The sequence below is a fragment of the Leptobacterium flavescens genome, assembly GCF_010671605.1.
GTDB lineage: Bacteria > Bacteroidota > Bacteroidia > Flavobacteriales > Flavobacteriaceae > Leptobacterium > Leptobacterium flavescens.
Genome location: NZ_JAABOO010000003.1, coordinates 22458 through 40283, shown reverse-complemented (window position 1 = coordinate 40283; position 17826 = coordinate 22458). Strand labels below are relative to the sequence as shown.

Annotated in this window: 19 protein-coding genes; 10 read left to right on the top strand and 9 right to left on the bottom strand. The window is 38.8% G+C overall.

The annotated features are described in order from the left end of the window. Nucleotides 1-323: 323 nt before the first annotated feature. Entirely contained in the window at nt 324-1127 is an 804-nt protein-coding gene (locus GWK08_RS12345) for a S24 family peptidase (protein WP_163607529.1), read from the bottom strand. Between the two features lie 420 nt (nt 1128-1547). Here GWK08_RS12345 and GWK08_RS12340 point away from each other — a divergent pair, with 420 nt between their 5' ends. Continuing rightward, entirely contained in the window at nt 1548-2087 is a 540-nt protein-coding gene (locus tag GWK08_RS12340) for a hypothetical protein (RefSeq protein ID WP_163607528.1), read from the top strand. A gap of 101 nt (nt 2088-2188) precedes the next feature. Here the strand turns inward: GWK08_RS12340 and GWK08_RS12335 are convergent, their stop codons facing one another. Then, nucleotides 2189-3370 carry a M14 family metallopeptidase gene (locus GWK08_RS12335; RefSeq protein WP_163607527.1) on the bottom strand — a complete coding sequence of 394 codons (1182 nt, stop codon included), beginning with the start codon at nt 3368-3370 and terminating at the stop codon, nt 2189-2191. Beyond that, entirely contained in the window at nt 3370-5223 is a 1854-nt protein-coding gene (locus tag GWK08_RS12330) for a CBS domain-containing protein (RefSeq protein ID WP_163607526.1), read from the bottom strand. Before GWK08_RS12330 ends, GWK08_RS12335 begins: the two co-directional genes overlap by 1 nt. Before the next feature lie 182 nt (nt 5224-5405). Here GWK08_RS12330 and rnpA point away from each other — a divergent pair, with 182 nt between their 5' ends. The 4 genes from rnpA to GWK08_RS12310 are packed head-to-tail and all read left to right on the top strand — an operon-like array spanning nt 5406 to nt 8694. Beyond that, the gene (gene rnpA / locus GWK08_RS12325) at nt 5406-5792 is read left to right on the top strand and encodes a ribonuclease P protein component (RefSeq protein WP_163607525.1); all 387 of its coding nucleotides are present in this window, start codon (nt 5406-5408) and stop codon (nt 5790-5792) included. Further along, on the top strand, nt 5779-6594 hold the full coding sequence (locus GWK08_RS12320) for a DUF4349 domain-containing protein (protein ID WP_163607524.1): 816 nt from the start codon (nt 5779-5781) through the stop codon (nt 6592-6594). The genes rnpA and GWK08_RS12320 overlap by 14 nt, the downstream gene beginning before the upstream one ends. A 60-nt stretch (nt 6595-6654) precedes the next feature. Continuing rightward, nucleotides 6655-8277: a S41 family peptidase gene (locus GWK08_RS12315; RefSeq protein WP_163607523.1), complete on the top strand. Its 1623-nt coding sequence runs from the start codon at nt 6655-6657 to the stop codon at nt 8275-8277. Nucleotides 8278-8295: 18 nt separating this feature from the next. After that, complete coding sequence (locus tag GWK08_RS12310; RefSeq protein ID WP_163607522.1) at nt 8296-8694, top strand: VOC family protein; 399 nt, start codon at nt 8296-8298, stop codon at nt 8692-8694. On the opposite strand, the gene GWK08_RS12305 is transcribed toward GWK08_RS12310, so the two are convergent. Beyond that, entirely contained in the window at nt 8684-9556 is an 873-nt protein-coding gene (locus tag GWK08_RS12305) for an AraC family transcriptional regulator (protein ID WP_163607521.1), read from the bottom strand. The two genes, GWK08_RS12310 and GWK08_RS12305, sit on opposite strands and share 11 nt — an antisense overlap. A gap of 100 nt (nt 9557-9656) precedes the next feature. Here GWK08_RS12305 and GWK08_RS12300 point away from each other — a divergent pair, with 100 nt between their 5' ends. Continuing rightward, the gene (locus GWK08_RS12300) at nt 9657-10010 is read left to right on the top strand and encodes a DUF983 domain-containing protein (protein ID WP_163607520.1); all 354 of its coding nucleotides are present in this window, start codon (nt 9657-9659) and stop codon (nt 10008-10010) included. A gap of 4 nt (nt 10011-10014) precedes the next feature. On the opposite strand, the gene GWK08_RS12295 is transcribed toward GWK08_RS12300, so the two are convergent. After that, nucleotides 10015-10458 carry a GNAT family N-acetyltransferase gene (locus tag GWK08_RS12295; RefSeq protein WP_163607519.1) on the bottom strand — a complete coding sequence of 148 codons (444 nt, stop codon included), beginning with the start codon at nt 10456-10458 and terminating at the stop codon, nt 10015-10017. Nucleotides 10459-10486: 28 nt separating this feature from the next. Further along, nucleotides 10487-10921, bottom strand: a complete 435-nt coding sequence (locus GWK08_RS12290; protein WP_163607518.1) for an RpiB/LacA/LacB family sugar-phosphate isomerase — start codon at nt 10919-10921, stop codon at nt 10487-10489. 670 nt (nt 10922-11591) lie between these two features. Between GWK08_RS12290 and GWK08_RS12285 the strand changes: the two genes are divergently transcribed. After that, nucleotides 11592-12785 carry a T9SS type A sorting domain-containing protein gene (locus GWK08_RS12285; RefSeq protein WP_163607517.1) on the top strand — a complete coding sequence of 398 codons (1194 nt, stop codon included), beginning with the start codon at nt 11592-11594 and terminating at the stop codon, nt 12783-12785. Between the two features lie 5 nt (nt 12786-12790). Here the strand turns inward: GWK08_RS12285 and GWK08_RS12280 are convergent, their stop codons facing one another. Both GWK08_RS12280 and GWK08_RS12275 read right to left on the bottom strand, forming a co-directional pair. Beyond that, the gene (locus tag GWK08_RS12280; protein WP_163607516.1) at nt 12791-13033 is read right to left on the bottom strand and encodes a DUF2007 domain-containing protein; all 243 of its coding nucleotides are present in this window, start codon (nt 13031-13033) and stop codon (nt 12791-12793) included. Between the two features lie 38 nt (nt 13034-13071). Then, nucleotides 13072-13242 (bottom strand): hypothetical protein, encoded by a 171-nt coding sequence (locus GWK08_RS12275; protein WP_163607515.1) that lies wholly within the window; start codon nt 13240-13242, stop codon nt 13072-13074. A gap of 138 nt (nt 13243-13380) precedes the next feature. On the opposite strand from GWK08_RS12275, the gene rnr reads away from it, so the two are divergent. From rnr to GWK08_RS12260, 3 genes are all read left to right on the top strand, one after another. Continuing rightward, complete coding sequence (rnr, locus tag GWK08_RS12270; protein WP_163607514.1) at nt 13381-15579, top strand: ribonuclease R; 2199 nt, start codon at nt 13381-13383, stop codon at nt 15577-15579. Nucleotides 15580-15659: 80 nt separating this feature from the next. Next, entirely contained in the window at nt 15660-16334 is a 675-nt protein-coding gene (locus GWK08_RS12265; RefSeq protein ID WP_163607513.1) for a head GIN domain-containing protein, read from the top strand. Between the two features lie 65 nt (nt 16335-16399). Continuing rightward, nucleotides 16400-17074 carry a LysE family translocator gene (locus GWK08_RS12260; RefSeq protein ID WP_163607512.1) on the top strand — a complete coding sequence of 225 codons (675 nt, stop codon included), beginning with the start codon at nt 16400-16402 and terminating at the stop codon, nt 17072-17074. A gap of 68 nt (nt 17075-17142) precedes the next feature. Here the strand turns inward: GWK08_RS12260 and GWK08_RS12255 are convergent, their stop codons facing one another. Next, on the bottom strand, nt 17143-17652 hold the full coding sequence (locus tag GWK08_RS12255; RefSeq protein ID WP_163607511.1) for an OmpH family outer membrane protein: 510 nt from the start codon (nt 17650-17652) through the stop codon (nt 17143-17145). Nucleotides 17653-17826: the final 174 nt, after the last annotated feature.

Here is a 17826-nt window from a genome sequence, read left to right as displayed (position 1 = left end):
TCAGGAATTCAAACGAATAAAAATACCCGGATAGTGATATCCGGGTATTTTTTTGATTAAAACTTGAATAATAGACCTGTAAAAGGTGTTACCAAAAAATAAGCCTCGATTAGTAGGACTCGAGGCTTATTTATTAATATTAAAAAGATAGTAATTTAAAGTTTTGGGGACTTTACTATCAAACAATATTACCATTTTGACACTTCAAACATAGGGCGTTCCCGCTGTTCTTCGAAATTTTTGTTGTGTAAGTAGCAAAAGTTGTGGTGAAATGCCGAAAATCGTGAAATAAGTGCTTTTCACAGATAAATTTTAGGCTTTTCCTAGTTATCGTGCCTTAACTGCTCCTCCAGAATAATGATTTTGCTTTCCAGATCATGCAATCTGTCGTAAACATCTACGGGCTCCGGCATTTGTTTGGAAGCAAACATGGTTACGTACCATATCTCATCTATTTCCTCGGCATCTACGGTATAGGTAGGGTAGTTCCCGTCCTTGTTATCGGATTTCAGGATAAGCTTTCCTCTTTCCCTGATCCGGTTGATAACTCTTTTTAAAACGATCCCGTCATTTTTACTGACGATAACATATACCCGGCCATCCTTCACATCTTCCAGGTCTTCCACATACTTTCCGAAAACCAGGTCGCCGTCAAAGAAGGTACGGACCATAGAGTTTCCCTGTACTTCAAAGCATCTGTAGGTACCATTGGTTAAATGCGGCATTCTGAAAGAGGGCAGGGTTTCAATATAACCCGGATCTCCGTAACCGTCCAGGTAACCGGCCCTGGCTTTTATCGGTACATATACCACGTTTTCCTCGCCATCCTGGTCTACGGCAATTACCTGCGGTATTCCAGCATATGTTTGAGGTATTGGTGTAGAGGATTTAAGCATTTGCTGATTATCACCGAACAGGTAATCCGGATTGATATCAAATTCATTAATGATGCTTTCCAGAAGGTCATAACCCGGTTTGGTGCGTTTGCGACTGCCGTCGGGCTGAAGCCTTCCGGTCGTAATACTGTCTATGGTAGTACTGGTAACACCCAGTCGCTTTGCAAATGAGTTATTATTGAGTGCGAAATGGTCAATAATGACTTTTATTTTTTCATTAATACCTCTCATAATTCCGGGAAATTAACAATTCAAACATTTTACATAAAATTTCGGTAATTTGTTTGTAGATTTCTGTAAAATGTTTTATGTTTGTCATGTAATTAGCTGCTAATATACGAAAAAGCACACAAAATCAAACATTTGTGTAAAAATCAAAGCAACATTTTTAGGATTTTGTTTTTTTAAACACCCTTTTAATGCTAAACTTTTCAAACAAAAGTTTGAAAAGACTGGAGTTTATATCTGATTTTTAAACCTTTAGGCCTTATGCAACGAAGTAAGCTTTTATTGGAAAAACGTAAACGGTTTGTTCAGGACTATGTAAAAAACAACTCTGACAAACAAATGAAATTGATTGTAGCGGAATTAACGGAGCGTCTCTTCATTTCTGAAAAAACAATTTTCAACATATTAAAAAACTAATGATCTATGGAACAAACAGCGGAAAAAACAGGTTTAAGGACCTCTATTAAAAAATCAAAAAAACGAATCAGTTTCTTACGACCGATAACTACCCGGTCTAAACAATCTACCCTGCCCGAAATAGTGGAGCCCCTTAACGGGTTTAATGTACAGTTGTATATAGAAGATCAAGACGGCGGGAAGTTGGGTACCGATAATAATCTTGTTTATTTCTGGCCGGGTATTTTTCAGTATTACAAAGGGGTGAGGCCCGTAGAGAAAGTTCTCTTTTCAAAGCTGTCCTACCACACTCCGGGAGCTTTGCTGCAGTATATGGGTAACACCATGACTGAAGGGGCTTCTTTCGAATACGATGAAAAAGTATTGGTTTCCGAAGATTATTTCTGCAAATCGGAGCGTCCGAACCTCGATGGTTTGTTCAGGCTATGTATAGATCCCGCTCTTTACAACGGTGAAAAAAAGCTGTTTTCCATGAATGTTCAAATTGAAGACTTCCTCGGAGATCTTTCCAATGAAGTAGCGGTGAATTTTTTCAGATGCGATTAAATATCCGCCGGGTCATTTGAACCATCTCAGGTATTTTATTTGATTTATGTTTTGCATCCGGTCGGTTAAACACCTTTCTGTTTATCCGGTCGGATTTTTGCTTATGCCCTGTACCACTCCTCAGACCTGTACATTCTTTTCCTGGCAACCCGCTCTCTGTTAAACATTAGAATATGTGTCCCGTCCTGCTCCCGGTGCCGGTACCCTAATAAATGAAAAACAGGCTTTGCAAGGAACCTGGCGGTTTTGAGATTTACAAGTAATGCCTCTTTCTTTTCAGAAGCCCAGGATATTCCCGGAAGATATACCAGAAATCTGTCCAGCCTTCGGTTCCTGAGAAATTTGGACAATCTTAAAAAGAAACGGGGGGTCTTCTCGATCAGAAAAAAGCCTTCTTTCCCCTGGGCCTGATACAAGGGCATAAATAAGACCGTATTTTTAATCGCATAAACAGGGAGTTTATTCTTCACGGCCAGGAGCGTTCCCTTTTTTACAGATTGAAAACTTTCAAAACCGGGCTCCATCTTAAAATGATCTCCTTTTAAGATCGGATAGCGCTCCTTCACCTCAAAAAAATGAGCAGTCCCCTTAGTTGCACTTTGCAGTGTTTGATAATAATGCTCATGCAGGGAGTTTTCTTTTTTAGGAAGAAGGCCTGCTTCACATAAAGACAGGTACATAAAAGCTTCTGCATTATCTACAGCCTGCGGATCGTCGTGCTTTCCGGATTCAAAACCCAGGGATACATAGCCTAACTGATTAATATAACTTAACAGGGCTCCTTCCAGAAATTCTTCTATTCCCAAAATAACAGGTACAGGAAATGTCTTTGAAAACTTCCTGTTGATCATGGCATCGTTAATGGTAACAAACGGAATAGCCCTACTGGAGGTTGTGTGAAAATCAATAAAATACAGGGGGCGTTCCGTATTCTTCAGGATAGCTTTGATCTCCTTAAGTAATGCCCTTTGTTCTCCAACTTCGGCCATTTCCCGGCTTGGATCACTTTCCAACTGTGCTATCCTCCTTTCCGTCCACAGACGGTTCAGATCCTTATCTATATAACGTACCCCTTTGTTAAGTGCCTGTAAATTTCCGGACAGTACATAGAGAGATCCGTTCAGGTTCTGATGAAGGATCTTCTCTTTTAACCTTTTAAAAGCAAGAACTCCTGCCGGTTCATTTCCGTGTATCCCGGTAAAAAATACGACTGCCGGTTTATGAGGCCCGGCCTCCATACGGGCCAATACCCTTTCTGTTGTTTCTGTTTTCTCTTCGGTCATTAAAATGTATTAAAATCGTTGCGGGTAATGATCCCTGTCAGGTAGCCATTATAAACCACGGGAAGGCACCCTATATTCAGCTCCTGCATGCGTTGTTTTGCTTCTGCCATGCTTTCTTCCGGATGTGTTAACTGAAGCGTTGTTTTCATAAACTGACTTACAGGGAGGGAAATATTGTTTTTTTCGATCTTTTCTATATCGGTCCAGCTTATAAGCCCTTTGAGTTTTCCTCTCGCATCAATGATCGGTAAATGATGGATGTTTCTCCATTGCATCATGCTTATTGCAAGCTCAGTACTGTCTTTCTCATTCAGGCTTACCACATTCCGGTTCATAAACTGATGCACCAGCTTATCCTGTTCGAGTTTAATGTTTATATCCTTATCTATCAATTTCCAGGTAGCAACGGGATAACCTTTTTTTTGATTTCTGAAGATGGCTGCCGTAAGCGCTCTGCAGGCATCGGTTTTTTTAAAATTCTTTTTGAGTTTACGATAACTGCTACGTACCCATGCGGAGGCATCCTGTTCCTTTACCCTGTTTTCTATTATCGTCAGATAATATTCCGCATCCCTGGGGTCTATTCCTTTACTGTAAAGCCCTCTATAAGCCATGGGAAGGAGTTCATCGAGGATAAGCCTTTCCGAAGAGATCATTTGCCCATCCCAGCACATCTGGGTTGCCAGGCCGTATTGAGCAGCTTTCCTGAAATTCTGTTTTACATCTTTAAATTCCATCCGCTCGTGAATTTTGTCAAACTTTTTAGGCCGGCCCAGCATCAAACCTACCCAAAATACCATATTGGCAATCTCATCAACTACCGAAGGTCCGGCAGGAAGGTATCTGCATTCGATCCTCAGATGCGGTTTGTTATTGGTCACTCCGTAACAGGGCCGGTTCCATCTGTACACGGTTCCGTTATGCAGGTTTAGTGCCTTAAGTTTTGGTATTTTACCTTTTTTAAGCAATTCGGTACTCCTGGTTTCAAATTCCGAGCTGAGAATGCTTCTGAACCGAACTATATTTTCCTTAAAGATATCTGCTGCAGTTCCGCGTGCCCATCCTTCTCCGAAATTAACCCTGGCCTCTCTTTCGTTAAGGTGATAAGAACTGGCTCTGGTATCTATACTCTGTGTAAAAAGAGCTATTCTGGTTTCATTCCACAATTCTTTCCCAAGCAGGAGGGGAGAGTTTGTACAAATACTCAGTACCGGGCCGGCAATAGCCTGCGACCAGTTATAACTGTTTACAAAATCGTCGGGGTCTATCTGAAGATGGGTCTGAAAACTGGTATTACAACCTTCGAACAGTACAGAATCGTGTAAAATATTTACCTCATCCACACCTTCAATATGCAATTCAAAATTCTCTCCTCTCAATTCCTTAAGTACATCATTAAGTACAAAATAACGTTCGGCGGGAGTCATAAAATCGGATGTCAGATTACGGGGCATGATCGTGGGTAAAATACCGCTTAATAAGATCTTAGTGTCTATGGAAGCCGCCGTCCGGTCTGCTTTTTCCAACAGATCTACCAGGTCCTGATGAAGCCTGGAAAAGCAATTACCTCCGAGTTCCAACGGATCGAGGTTTGCCTCAAGATTATAAGTGGCGATCTCTGTGGTAAAGTGATCATCATTAAGGAGTTCAAGCATTTTTAACGCATGCGGTGCCGGGTACCAGGAATCATCTACCAGGCAAAACTCCTGTTCCGCTCCGATCCGTAAAGGCTCCTTTTCAATCATACCATCCGAAAGCATTTTTTCCAATGCCTCGATATCCGAAAGTAACTGACCCGCGTAGGCAGATCGTTCTCCGGAGGATCCTAATTTTTTTACAATATGTTCTCCCATTGTTTTTGTTTTAGTTGATCCAATACTTAAAATAACACTTTTTCCTTCGGCCTTAAAATGACATTTATCATATTACAAACCCTATCGATCTGTTTTATAGCCTTTTACAATTACCGTTAAAGCGGCGGGCACTTATATTGTTCTCAATTTGTCTATTTTTACAGCATACAGTTTTAAAATTCATGGATCAGCGTTTTCCCAGGGAAGAAAAATTAAAAAGCAACCTGCTTATAGAGCAACTGTTTTCAGAAGGTAGTTCGGTTTCCAAATACCCTCTGAAACTTATCTATGTAAAAACAGAACCGGAAGACGACGTAAAAGTAAAAGCCGGTTTTTCCGTTCCTAAACGAAAATTTAAAAAAGCAGTGCAGAGGAACCAGATAAAGAGGTTGATCCGTGAAGCCTATCGCCTTAATAAAAGCAACCTTTTTAACAATCTATCAACATCTTATGCGTTTATGTTTTTGTATCTTGGCAAAGAAGAGCCCGATTTTAGTGAGTTAAACACCACTATGGAACGACTTTTGACCAGGTTTCTGAAACAAACGCAAACAGATGAAAACATTTAGCTGGTTTCTGCTATCTCTTATTCTGGCCTGTTCCGGTAACTCGGGAACAGAGCTTAGCTATTCAGAACTTGATGAAGCCGAAGAACTGGTCGTAGAAGATCTTGCAATATCTTCTCCCTCGCCCAGGTTTGAGGTGCAGCAAAAACGGGAACAAAAGATCATTAAGGAAAGTTATCTCCGTTTCGAGACCAAAGACCTGGAAAAGACCTATCAGGATATCATCCGCTTTACAAATGAGAACGGCGGATATATTCAAAGTGACGAATCGGGGAAGGGCTACCGGGAACACAACCGGACAATGGTTATCCGGATCCCTACCTCCAATTTTCAAAAGACCATAGATGCTATCAGTGCAGATGTGGCTTATTTTGATACCAAACGGATCACCTCCAAGGATGTTACCGAGGAGTTTATAGATCTGGAGGCAAGGTTAAAGGCCAAGAAAACGCTGGAAAACCGTTATCTGGAATTGCTGGATAAAGCAAAAACGGTAAAGGAGATCCTTGAAATAGAAAAGGAGCTCTCTTCCATTCGTGAAGAAATAGAAGCCCGGGAGGGGCGCTTAAAATACCTCCAGGATAGAGTTTCGTACAGTAGTCTGACCATTAGCTTTTACAAGCGGTCATCCGAAAGCGGAATAACCGTTTCTTACGGCTCCAAAATGCTCAACGCATTAAAGTCGGGATTTAACGGTCTTTCCTATTTCTTTTTAGGGCTGTTGAACATCTGGCCTTTTATATTGATACTGATTTTTGGGGTCTATGTGATCCGAAGAAAATATTTTAAAAAAAGTAAAAAATAGCATAAGCATTAACCGTTTTGATTTTTGCTTATCACCCGAAATAATAAAATTTTGAAGTAGATGAAAAAGCGCATTGTGTTGATAGTTGCTACGGTAACTATCTTGTTCGTAGGAACCGGATTTAAGAGTAACTTTTTTGAAATTGCCAAGCAGATAGAGATCTTCACCACACTCTTTAAAGAGCTCAATATGAATTATGTGGATGAGACCAATCCTGCAGAATTAATGGATACCGCCATCAAAAGCATGCTGGACGACCTGGATCCTTATACGCGTTTTCTGAATGAGCAGGATGTAGAGGAATATAAGATCAGGAATAACGGGGAATATTCGGGAATAGGAGCTGTTGTACGCTCGTACAACGATAAACTTCTGATCGTAGAGCCCTATAAAGGATATCCTGCCGATCTTGCCGGTCTGAAAGCCGGGGATGAGATCATTAAGATTGGCGATATAATGATCGCCGATTTTAAAGATGATGCCAGTGAGTTGTTAAAAGGTGCGGTAAAAAGTAAGATCGATATCACCTATAAAAGAATGGGGAAGACCAATACCACTTCTCTGACCCGTGAAGAAATAGAAGTAGATGCGGTTCCTTATTTCGGAAAAGTAAACGATAAGACCGGTTATATTGTCCTTTCAAAATTCAACAGAAAGGCTTCCAAACAAACCAAAAAAGCGCTTCAGGAACTTATGTCCGACGGAGCGGAGCGAATTATTCTGGATCTGAGAGGAAATCCTGGCGGACTCCTTTCAGAAGCTATTAATGTGACCAATCTATTTGTTCCTAAAGGACAATTGATAGTTACCACTAAATCCAAAGTCAAAAAATTCAATCAGCAATACAGGACACGTAACGAACCCGTAGATACCAATGTTCCTTTGGTGGTATTAGTTGACGGGAGAAGTGCATCGGCCAGTGAAATTGTATCAGGGGCCCTGCAGGATCTTGACAGAGCCGTTATTGTCGGTGCCAGAAGCTTTGGAAAAGGCCTGGTACAACGTCCGCTGAAACTCACCTACGGAACACAATTAAAAGTTACCATCTCCAGGTACTATACCCCATCGGGAAGATGTATCCAGGCATTGGATTACTGGAACAGGGATGAGAACGGAAATGCAGTAAGGACAGAAGCTTCCAATTTCAATGCTTTTAAAACCCGAAACGGGCGGACAGTTTACGACGGAGGAGGAGTATTCCCCGATGTGGAGATCGCTTCCCTGAAGGAAAGTAAGCTCACCAAGTCGCTGCTGGAAAATAATGTGGTATTCGATTATGCTACCAAGTATTACTATGATAACACTATAAACAACCTGAGCGATTTTTCATTTAAATCATCCGATTACAATAATTTTAAGCAGTTCGTAACCAACAGTGGGTTTAGCTATGAGACCAAGACAGAAAAAGCCCTGAAACAGATCATGGCCAGCGACGAATCCGATGAATTCGGACCATCGGTAAAGGCCGACTATCAAAAGCTGCTTACCGATATAGAGAACAGCAAAGCTGAGGCTCTGAATACGTATAAGGAAGAGCTGTTAAGCAACCTGAGAAAAGAGATCATCAAGCGTTATTTCTACAGAGAAGGTTTGTTTGATTACTATCTTAAGAACGACGAAGCCATTACGGTTTCTTCTAAATTACTCGGAGATAAAAATAAGTATGAGAAACTGCTGAGGTAAAAGCCCGCAGCCCGGATCATGAAAAAGATCGCGCCTTATTTTATTGTAGAGAACGTTCCGGAAACGGTTGATTTCTATGTTCAGAAATTAGGTTTTTCCATCGATTTTTTAGGAGATGCGCCCATGTTTTCCATAGTAAGCAGGGGAGAAGTAAGCCTGATGTTCCGGCAATTAAAAAAAGCGGGAATGACAAGGCCGAACCGTATTCCTCACCTGGAAGCAGGCTGGCATACAGACGGGGCGGAGGCATGGGACGCCTATATCTGGGTTGAAAATGCCGATGCACTCTACAAAGAATTTATATCCAAAGGGATCAGCATTATAAAAACGATCGGGGATACGGAATACGGGAACCGGGATTTCGAGATAGAAGATAACAACGGTTATATTCTATGTTTCGGTCATACTATTTCCTGAGTTTGTATTTTTTTCTGAAATCGGAAGGTGTTTCCCCGCTGTTGCTTTTAAACAACCTGGAGAAATAGGAATAATCGGTAAAGCCCAGAAATGCAGCTATCTCACTTACCGAAAGATGTTGTTTTAAAAGCATTCTTTTTGCCTCCAGTATCAGGCGGTCACCAATGATCTGCGTAAGGGTCTTGTTAAGGGTGCTTTTACAGATACGGTTGGTGTGTTTTAAACTTATATTCATTTTATCTGCATAAAAAGACGGCGATTTATGCTCCCTGTAATAAAGGTCTATCAGGTTTTCCAGCTTTCGCAACTGCTCCGAATAAGAATGTACCTTATGCGTATTGCTTTCGATATATTTTCTGGATAATTCTATATAGATCATATCCAAAGTATTGAGAAATACGTGATTCTTAAAAAGTATTTCCTTTGAATATTCTTCAGTGATATGCTCAAATAAACTCTTTACTTTTTGGGTTTCGATTTTATTCAAAGTGAGGAAAGGCGTGTTGTAAACCGAATAGTAAAAAGGATAATCATCTATATTTTTCTGACCGAAATACAGGTTGTAGATCTCCCTGGAGTGAAAAAGGATATAGCCGTCTATATCATCAGATAATTCCCAGTGATGCATCTGACCGGGTTGTAACATAAATACACTTCCTTTCTGTATGGGGTAGCGGTTAAAATCTATTTCATGCATCCCTTTTCCCCGGGTAAAAAGGACCAGCAGATGAAAATCATGGCCATGGGGTTCCTTAATAAAAGAATGTGTTTTGAGGTGGTCCCTGAAATTATTGATATAGATGTTCCGGTCTCCGACCGGCGTTTCAAATCTATCAATGGTATAAACAGGTAGTTTTTTCACATTCCAAAAGTACAAAATGTCTTTTTTATCCTATAAATAGCGATAAAACAAACAATATAAAAATAAGGGATACTCTAATTTTGTACAAAATAAATAACTCATGAAAATAGCTATATCACAGTTACTTAAAGGAAAATGTCATAAATGTCATAAAGGAGATATTTATGAGAAAAGAGGATCTCTTTTAAGATTAAGAATGCCACGTATGAATAAAAAATGTCCGGTTTGTCAACATACTTTTGAAAAGGAGCCCGGTTATTTTTACGGGGCTATGTATGTAAGTTATATGCTTACCGTAGCAGAAGCTATTGCTATTTATTTTATTTGTTCCTTCTTTTTTGAAAAGGCTATAGACCTTAGAATATTCCTGATCATTGCTTTTTCCATGGTTGCCCTGTCATTCTTTAATATGAGGGCATCCCGGATTATCTGGATCCATTTGTTTAAAGCCTGATAACTTATTCTTTCAGCATGGAGATATGAGGGATCCCGTCTTCGAGATATTCCTCTCCTTCCTGGAAAAAACCGTGGCTTTCATAAAATTTTCGAAGATAACTCTGGGCGGAGATCTTGATTTTTGATTCCGGATCAAAGCTTCTTATCGCGTCTACAGAAGCTTTAATTATATCGTGGCCATAACCGTATTTGCGTTCTGTTTCTTTAACCACAACCCTCCCGAAACTCGGATACTCAAAATAATCTCCGGCTTTAAAAATGCGGGTATAGGCAACGATCTTTCCTGCCTTTTCTCCCAGAACGTGAATGGCTTTCCGGTCCTTCCCGTCAACATCCTGATAAATACAGCTTTGTTCCACCACAAAAACTTCACTGCGAAGTTCCAGCAGTTCATAAAGTTCATCAGAGCTCAGCTCTTTAAAACTTTTGACTTTTATATTCAGCATTATTTAAAGAAATATTTCCGCTTCGATCTTAGCAGTTTTGAGGGATCTTGTTTACCCTGTTGGCATGTCGGCCACCTTCGAATTCAGTATCTAAAAATGCTTTTACCATTTCAAGTGCCTGGTTCAAGGATACAAACCTGGCCGGGATACTAAGTACATTGGCATTATTGTGCTGACGTGCCAGTTCGGTAAGTTCTTTATTCCAGCAAAGTGCCGCTCTTACCTTCTGATGTTTGTTGGCAGTCATGGCAGCTCCGTTCCCGCTTCCGCAAATAATGATTCCCAGATCTGCTTTATCGCTTTCCACATCATCTGCTACCGGGTGAATAAAATCAGGATAATCAACGCTGCTGATATCATCGGTACCGTAATTTTCGGCTTCAATACCCATGGTTTTAAGTAAACCCAGAATAGCAAACTTGTATTCTGTTCCGGCGTGATCATTTCCAATTGCAATTTTCATTTTTAATTTTGTTTAGTGTGTTGTATGATGTGACAAAGGTAAAAAATACTGGCTATCAACTCTTACAAATAGGCGTGTTAATTTTGTTTTACAATTAGTTAAATATCAGTTAATTAAAAACTAACATAAAATGTTGATATTTATTGATTAATTGACAAAACTATTTTTGTGTATTTCGCAGAAAATTTAAATATGGATTTTTGATCGGATAAAACAAGAGGTTTTTTTACAAATTGTTCCTGATTTATTAAAACCCGTTTTCCTAAATATCAACAGTTTTTAAGTACTCTAATTATTAAAAAAGATATGTTCAAATAACTTGTTGACAACTGTTGAAGTAATTTATCAATTTTTTCATTTTTAAATCTTTAGCCTATTAATAAGCTGTTGATTAAAATGTATATTTATACTATTCCCGGAATAAAAAATTAATCGAAGCTTTTTTATTCATCAAATTAACAGACCATCATAATCCATCATTTTATTTTATTTAAAAAAGAATTTATTGTAATTATATAATTACTGTTAATTATTATTTATTTCTTTAAACTCTTATAATGTAGGAACGATTTAGTATAACGTGCAGTTCATCGAAAAAATTGTGTATTTTATCGATACTTTCCAGATTTTTTTCTAAGTTAGTCTTGTTAAACCCCAAAAACAGATTACCATGAGACAACTTTACTTCGCATTTTTATTATGTACGACACTAATAAATGCACAGACTTTAGAGATCCGAGATGCTAACTTTGAAAACGTTCTTATTGAGCTTGGATATGACAGTGGAAATCCTGATGGATTGATTGCTATGGAGAATATGACTCAGGTAAGTTACCTGGATATATCCGGAAAAGGGATAAAGGATCTTTCCGGAATTGAAGCCTTTACTAATCTTGAGGTTTTAATAGCAGATGAAAATGATATTACTTCTTTAGACATTAGCCAGAACACTAACTTAAAGGAAGTAAGTGTATACAACAACAAACTTAGCTCTATTAATGTTTCCAATAATGCAAAACTGGAAAAGCTAAACGTTTACAACAACAGGCTGTCCGAATTAGTACTGTATAACAACAGGAACCTTACCTACCTTGCTGCAGCCGATAATAATCTTTTAGAACTTGACCTGGTAAATAACAAGCAATTGGAAAAATTGTATTGCCAGAACAACCAGTTAACTTCTTTAGATGTTAGTAATTCGCCTTTACTGGAGATCATCAACGCAGAGTACAACAATTTGTCTGCATTGAATGTAGATAATTCTCCTGAGCTGGTTCAGATTACTGCAAGTAATAACAACCTTAGCGGATTAAATACAAATACAAACCCAAGCCTGCAACAGATCAATGTATTATACAACAGTATTACCGATCTTGACCTTTCTTCAAATACAGCTTTGTATGCGGTTTTGGTAGCTTATAACAAGCTTGAATCTTTGAATATCAGAAATGGTAACAATGCTAATTTCCAGATCTTCAGAGCTGAAGGGAATCCTGGTCTGAACTGTATTACAGCAGATGACGATATCGTTTCTGATAATGCAAAAAGTGTTACCGGAAGATGGAATATGGATTTTGATGCTAATTTTTCTGCCAACTGTGTTCAGAGTGCAAACGATAATGCCATTGAAGAGGTTCTTGACAGAACTTTCAGTTTCTTCATTGGAAATGATAAAACCTTAAATATTAATAGCGACCGTAAGGCCTCTCTTAACATCATTAACCTACAGGGAGTTGCTGTGGTAAGTAGAGACTTGAATGAAGGTGAAAATACTATTCCTCTGGGGAATGCATTAAGCAATGTCTATGTACTTCAGATTAATAGTGAAATTGGAACCTTTACCAAAAAAATTCTTCTAAAATAGGTGAATTAAACGATTCGAAGATTTGAATTTTTTTGCCCCAAGTCTTTAATTATTTCAATGGTTGCTTTAGCATCTTTTCTATGGACTTTAAGTTTTATCCCTCCTAAGGCATTAGAATAAAAAGGTGTAATGGCAACCATTGTTTCATTTTCAAAAACATAAGGGATACCTTCCTCTTCCAAAATTAACTTCAGAACAGCGTATTCAAAAGGGTAGGTAAATGTAGCTACTACAATAAAATTTTCCATTTACTGTAAATATTGATACAATCTAATTTACTAAAGATTTAATTAAGATAAGTAGTCTTAGCCGATCCTTTTTTGGAAGTCTTACTGCTGTCTACAGCTTTTAGTTCGTCATTTTTTTTCAGGGAATAGTTGATATAACCGGCAAAAGAAAATACACCGATCAGGAAAATGACCACAAAAAGGATGATTATTTTATAGACTCTTTTCACGTGTTTTGCATAGTTAGGTATTATTAAAGACGATTTCAAAAGCAAAATGTTACATTTTTTTTAATAAATTTTTAACTTTTTTTAAGATAATCCGAACTTCAATATTTATTCGTACTTTTCTAAACCAATTAATGATATATGTCAAGAAAGAAAAAGAGAGCTGAAAAACATAAAAAATACGAGATTACAAAAGGAATATTTTCTGTACTAGAACAAAATAAAAACCAATCTTTCAACTATAAACAAATTGCCTCAAAACTTGGAATTACAGATGCCAGCGGAAGAAATCTACTTATTAAACGACTGGTTCAACTCAAGGAAAAAAAGAAGATAGAGGAAGTAGAAAGAGGTAAGTACAAAGCCATCCCATCTCAAAATTATTTTACCGGAATTATTGATATCAATGTTAGAGGAAATGCCTATGTCATCTGTGATGAGCTGGAGAACGATGTTTTTATTCCCGCCAATAAGTTTAACAAGGCCTTACACAACGATGAAGTAGAGGTATATGTGTATCCCAGACGTAAAGGAAAAAAGCTGGAAGGGGAGATCATGAGGGTTATTAAAAGGGCCAAAACCTCTTTTGTGGGTATAGTTCAGATGCAGAAGAACTTTGCTTTTGTCGTGCCTACGGACCTTCGTATGTATACCGATATCTTTGTTCCCAAAGAGAAGGTAGGAAAGGCGAAGGACGGAGATAAGGTGCTGGTAGAGATCAATGACTGGCCCGATAAGGCAGATTCGCCATATGGTTATGTAACGGAAGTCCTGGGTAAACCCGGAGAGCACAATACCGAAATACACGCTATCCTTGCCGAATACGGTTTACCGTATCAATTTCCTTTGGAAGTAGAGCATTTTGCCAATCAGTTGGATACCTCGATCAGTAAAAAGGAGATCGCAAAAAGAAGGGATATGCGTAAGACACTTACTTTTACCATAGATCCTAAAGACGCAAAAGACTTTGATGATGCACTTTCTTTTGAGCAGCTGGAAAACGGAAATTATGAAATAGGGATACATATTGCTGATGTTTCACATTATGTTCAACCCGGAACGATCCTGGATGATGAAGCCTACAGAAGAGCTACTTCGGTATACCTGGTAGACAGGGTAGTGCCTATGCTTCCGGAAGTGCTTTCCAATAAGGCCTGTTCTTTGCGTCCACATGAAGAGAAATACACCTTTTCTGCAGTATTTGAAATGAATGATAAAGCAGAGGTCTTAAAACAATGGTTCGGAAGAACAGTTACCTATTCTGATGAACGGTTTGCCTACGAAGAGGCACAGCATATCATTGAAAACAGAACCAACAAAATAGATGATTCCGTTTCTATAAGAGGAGGGGAGTACGAAGTAGATGATACTATTGTGCAGGCCATTCTTAAAATGGACGAACTCGCCAAGAAAATGAGAGGGGAGCGAATGAGGGATGGAGCGATTTCTTTTGATAAAATAGAAGTTAAATTTCATTTGGATCAGGCAAACGATCCGGTGGGTGTTTTCTTTAAGGAAGCCAAAGATGCTAATAAGCTGATAGAGGAATTTATGCTGCTGGCCAACAGAAAGGTAGCGGAGTTTATCGGTAAAAGAAATCCTGAACCTACCTTTGTATACAGGATACACGACGAGCCGGATGAAGAGAAACTGATGCTTTTACAGGGAGTCATTTCCAGATTTGGTTATGCCCTTAATATGAAGAGCAAAAAGACCATTACCAGTTCTCTGAACAATTTACTGAGTGAAGTTCAGGGAAAAAAAGAACAGAATCTGGTAGATACTTTAGCTATCAGAAGTATGAGTAAAGCAGTTTATACGACAGAGAATATAGGCCATTACGGATTGGCTTTTGATTATTACACGCATTTTACTTCGCCCATTAGAAGATATCCGGATGTTTTGGTACACCGTTTGCTACAACATTATCTGGATAAGGGTGAATCTGCCAAGCAGGAAAGCTATGAGGAAATGTGCAGGCACTCTTCCGATATGGAGAGTCTTGCAGCCAACGCCGAAAGAGATTCTATCAAGTATATGCAGATACGTTTTATGCAGGATCATCAGGATGAAGAATTCGTGGGAGTGATCTCTGGAGTGACCGAATGGGGGATCTATGTTGAAATTATAGAAAATAAATGCGAAGGAATGATAAGGATCAGGGAAATTAAAGATGATTTCTATAATTTTGATGAGAAGCAATATGCCCTGGTAGGTGAGGAAAGCAAAAATATGTATCAGCTTGGAGATGAGGTTGTTGTTAAAGTAAAGAGCACCGATCTTATTAAACGCCATCTCGATTTTGAACTTTTAGGTAAGAGGGAAGAAGTGTACAGTTAGACACTTAACATAAGTTTATATACATAGAATTGTAACAATCTGAGGATAATCTTATCTTATTAAAAAAGAAAATTTAAGAAATGAAGACAGTAATAAAGTTAGTAGTAGTGCTATTAAGCACAACCGTTTTCGCCCAGGGGAAACTGGAAAAGGAAACGGGAAAGTTTGACGAGCTGAAGGTTTTTGACGGAATTTCTGTTAATCTGGTAAAATCCGATCAGAATAAAGTAGTCGTTAGCGGAGAGGACAGTGATAAGGTAGCGGTAGTAAATAATAACGGCCGCCTGAAGATCAGAATGGAGATCGATAAGATCTTCAGTGGATATAGAACATTTGCAACGGTATATTACAACGGAAGACTCACCTTGCTTGACGTAAACGAAAATGCGTCTATTAAAGGAGATGATGTGATAGAAGAAGTAAGTCTGGAACTGAGAGCCCAGGAAGGGGGAGAGATAGATGTAAAGACGGATGTACAACGCCTGATCGTTAAATCGGTTACCGGTGGAAAGATCGAGGCCATAGGAGATGCCATTAATCAGACTATTACGGTAAATACCGGAGGTAATTACGAAGGGGATCGCCTGGTTACGGAACAAACCTCCGTTACGGTAAATGCCGGGGGAACTGCTTACATCAACGCTTCCGAATATGTGAAGGCTTCGGTAAAGGCCGGAGGAACAATTCGCATTTATGGAAACCCTAAAGTCATTGACAAGAAAAGATTTTTAGGAGGTAAGATCATTGAGCAATAATTTTTGCCCCTATGGTTTCCGTTTATCAAATTATTTTTAAATTGTCTTAAAGAGTAAAATAATATATGTTTGAAGATATACAGGCTGCTATTCCACTTGGCTTTTTTTTGAGTTTTATGATAGGGCCTGTTTTTTTTGTTTTACTCGAAACCAGTGCCCTAAAAGGATTCAGGGCGGCTCTCGCTTTTAACTTCGGAGTGATAGTAGCCGATGTTATCTTCCTTTTCCTGGCGTATTTCAGTAGTTTTCAGTTATTGGAGAATTTAAGCAATCAACCCGGACTCTATGTCTTTGGAGGGATGATACTTCTTGTATACGGACTGATCACCTTTCTGAAGAAACCCAAGGAGATCTGCAGTGAAACCCAGGCTGTAAATGTCAAAAGGACAAACTATCCCGGCCTGATGATAAAGGGCTTTCTAATTAATTTTATCAATATTGGGGTCCTGGTGTTCTGGCTGGGGGTTATTGTAATTGTCGGCCCGAACCTGGATAATGACCCGAACAGGTTTATGGTTTTCTTTGGGGCTATGCTGGCAACCTACTTTATAACGGATATGTTTAAGATCTTACTGGCTAAGCGACTTAAGAAAAAACTAACTCCTAAGAGGATCCTGATCATTAAAAAAATGCTGGGGATCATCCTGGTGCTCTGTGGAGCGGTATTGATCGTTAAAGGCTTCCTGCCTAAGGACAGACTCAATATACAGGACGGAATTGAAAAGATAAGAACACAATAGAAACAAAATAGAAATAAAAAACCCTGACTTCACGGTCAGGGTTTTTTTATGGTTTCATGTGAAACAATTTATTTTTTATAGGAATCGTTCAGAGCTTTAAGAACTTCCTGTGTAATGTCTTTCCCTTCCTGGCCGTATAAAACACTTCCTGCTTCGTTAGCACCCCAGATATAGGTATAGCCGTTTTTCTTTCCGTAGTCTTTAATAAACCTTCGTACTTTGCTGATCAGGGAATCGATCTCTGTCTGACTCTCCTGCTGGATCTGACGTTCTTCAAGACCTAGTTGCTGTTGCATGAATTGTTGCTTTTGCAATAATTCATTATAACGCTCCTGAGCTTTTTGTTGCGGAAGCTTGGCAGCCTGATTTTGGAATTCGGTAGCTTCTATCTGAAACAACTGTGAAAGACTATCTGTTTTTTTCTGGAAAGCCTCCACCTTCTTTTTAAATTTTGCCTCTATCTCTTTTCGTTCTTCATAATCATTGATCAGGGTCGTGTTATGTATAAAGGCATTTTTTTCCTGCTGACAGGAAATTAATGAAGCAGTCATTAAAATCCCCAAAACTATTTTTTTCATTTTGTAAATATTATGTTGATCGCAAAAATATGAAAGTCAGGGCGAAAATGTTTGGTTTTATACATGGACTTTATAATATAAAGAATACTTATTGTAAAATTATAACGCGATAAATTATCTTTATTTTATTGAAGCCGTATAAAGGAGCATGAGAGCGTATTTAAAAAGGCTGAT

What these genes read in the sequence shown, in the direction of transcription:
- GWK08_RS12345 (WP_163607529.1), bottom strand. Translation starts at nt 1,127, where the DNA reads ATGAGAGGTATTAATGAAAAAATAAAAGTCATTATTGACCATTTCGCA.
- GWK08_RS12340 (WP_163607528.1), top strand. Translation starts at nt 1,548, where the DNA reads ATGGAACAAACAGCGGAAAAAACAGGTTTAAGGACCTCTATTAAAAAA.
- GWK08_RS12335 (WP_163607527.1), bottom strand. Translation starts at nt 3,370, where the DNA reads ATGACCGAAGAGAAAACAGAAACAACAGAAAGGGTATTGGCCCGTATG.
- GWK08_RS12330 (WP_163607526.1), bottom strand. Translation starts at nt 5,223, where the DNA reads ATGGGAGAACATATTGTAAAAAAATTAGGATCCTCCGGAGAACGATCT.
- rnpA (WP_163607525.1), top strand. Translation starts at nt 5,406, where the DNA reads ATGGATCAGCGTTTTCCCAGGGAAGAAAAATTAAAAAGCAACCTGCTT.
- GWK08_RS12320 (WP_163607524.1), top strand. Translation starts at nt 5,779, where the DNA reads ATGAAAACATTTAGCTGGTTTCTGCTATCTCTTATTCTGGCCTGTTCC.
- GWK08_RS12315 (WP_163607523.1), top strand. Translation starts at nt 6,655, where the DNA reads ATGAAAAAGCGCATTGTGTTGATAGTTGCTACGGTAACTATCTTGTTC.
- GWK08_RS12310 (WP_163607522.1), top strand. Translation starts at nt 8,296, where the DNA reads ATGAAAAAGATCGCGCCTTATTTTATTGTAGAGAACGTTCCGGAAACG.
- GWK08_RS12300 (WP_163607520.1), top strand. Translation starts at nt 9,657, where the DNA reads ATGAAAATAGCTATATCACAGTTACTTAAAGGAAAATGTCATAAATGT.
- GWK08_RS12295 (WP_163607519.1), bottom strand. Translation starts at nt 10,458, where the DNA reads ATGCTGAATATAAAAGTCAAAAGTTTTAAAGAGCTGAGCTCTGATGAA.
- GWK08_RS12290 (WP_163607518.1), bottom strand. Translation starts at nt 10,921, where the DNA reads ATGAAAATTGCAATTGGAAATGATCACGCCGGAACAGAATACAAGTTT.
- GWK08_RS12285 (WP_163607517.1), top strand. Translation starts at nt 11,592, where the DNA reads ATGAGACAACTTTACTTCGCATTTTTATTATGTACGACACTAATAAAT.
- GWK08_RS12280 (WP_163607516.1), bottom strand. Translation starts at nt 13,033, where the DNA reads ATGGAAAATTTTATTGTAGTAGCTACATTTACCTACCCTTTTGAATAC.
- rnr (WP_163607514.1), top strand. Translation starts at nt 13,381, where the DNA reads ATGTCAAGAAAGAAAAAGAGAGCTGAAAAACATAAAAAATACGAGATT.
- GWK08_RS12265 (WP_163607513.1), top strand. Translation starts at nt 15,660, where the DNA reads ATGAAGACAGTAATAAAGTTAGTAGTAGTGCTATTAAGCACAACCGTT.
- GWK08_RS12260 (WP_163607512.1), top strand. Translation starts at nt 16,400, where the DNA reads ATGTTTGAAGATATACAGGCTGCTATTCCACTTGGCTTTTTTTTGAGT.
- GWK08_RS12255 (WP_163607511.1), bottom strand. Translation starts at nt 17,652, where the DNA reads ATGAAAAAAATAGTTTTGGGGATTTTAATGACTGCTTCATTAATTTCC.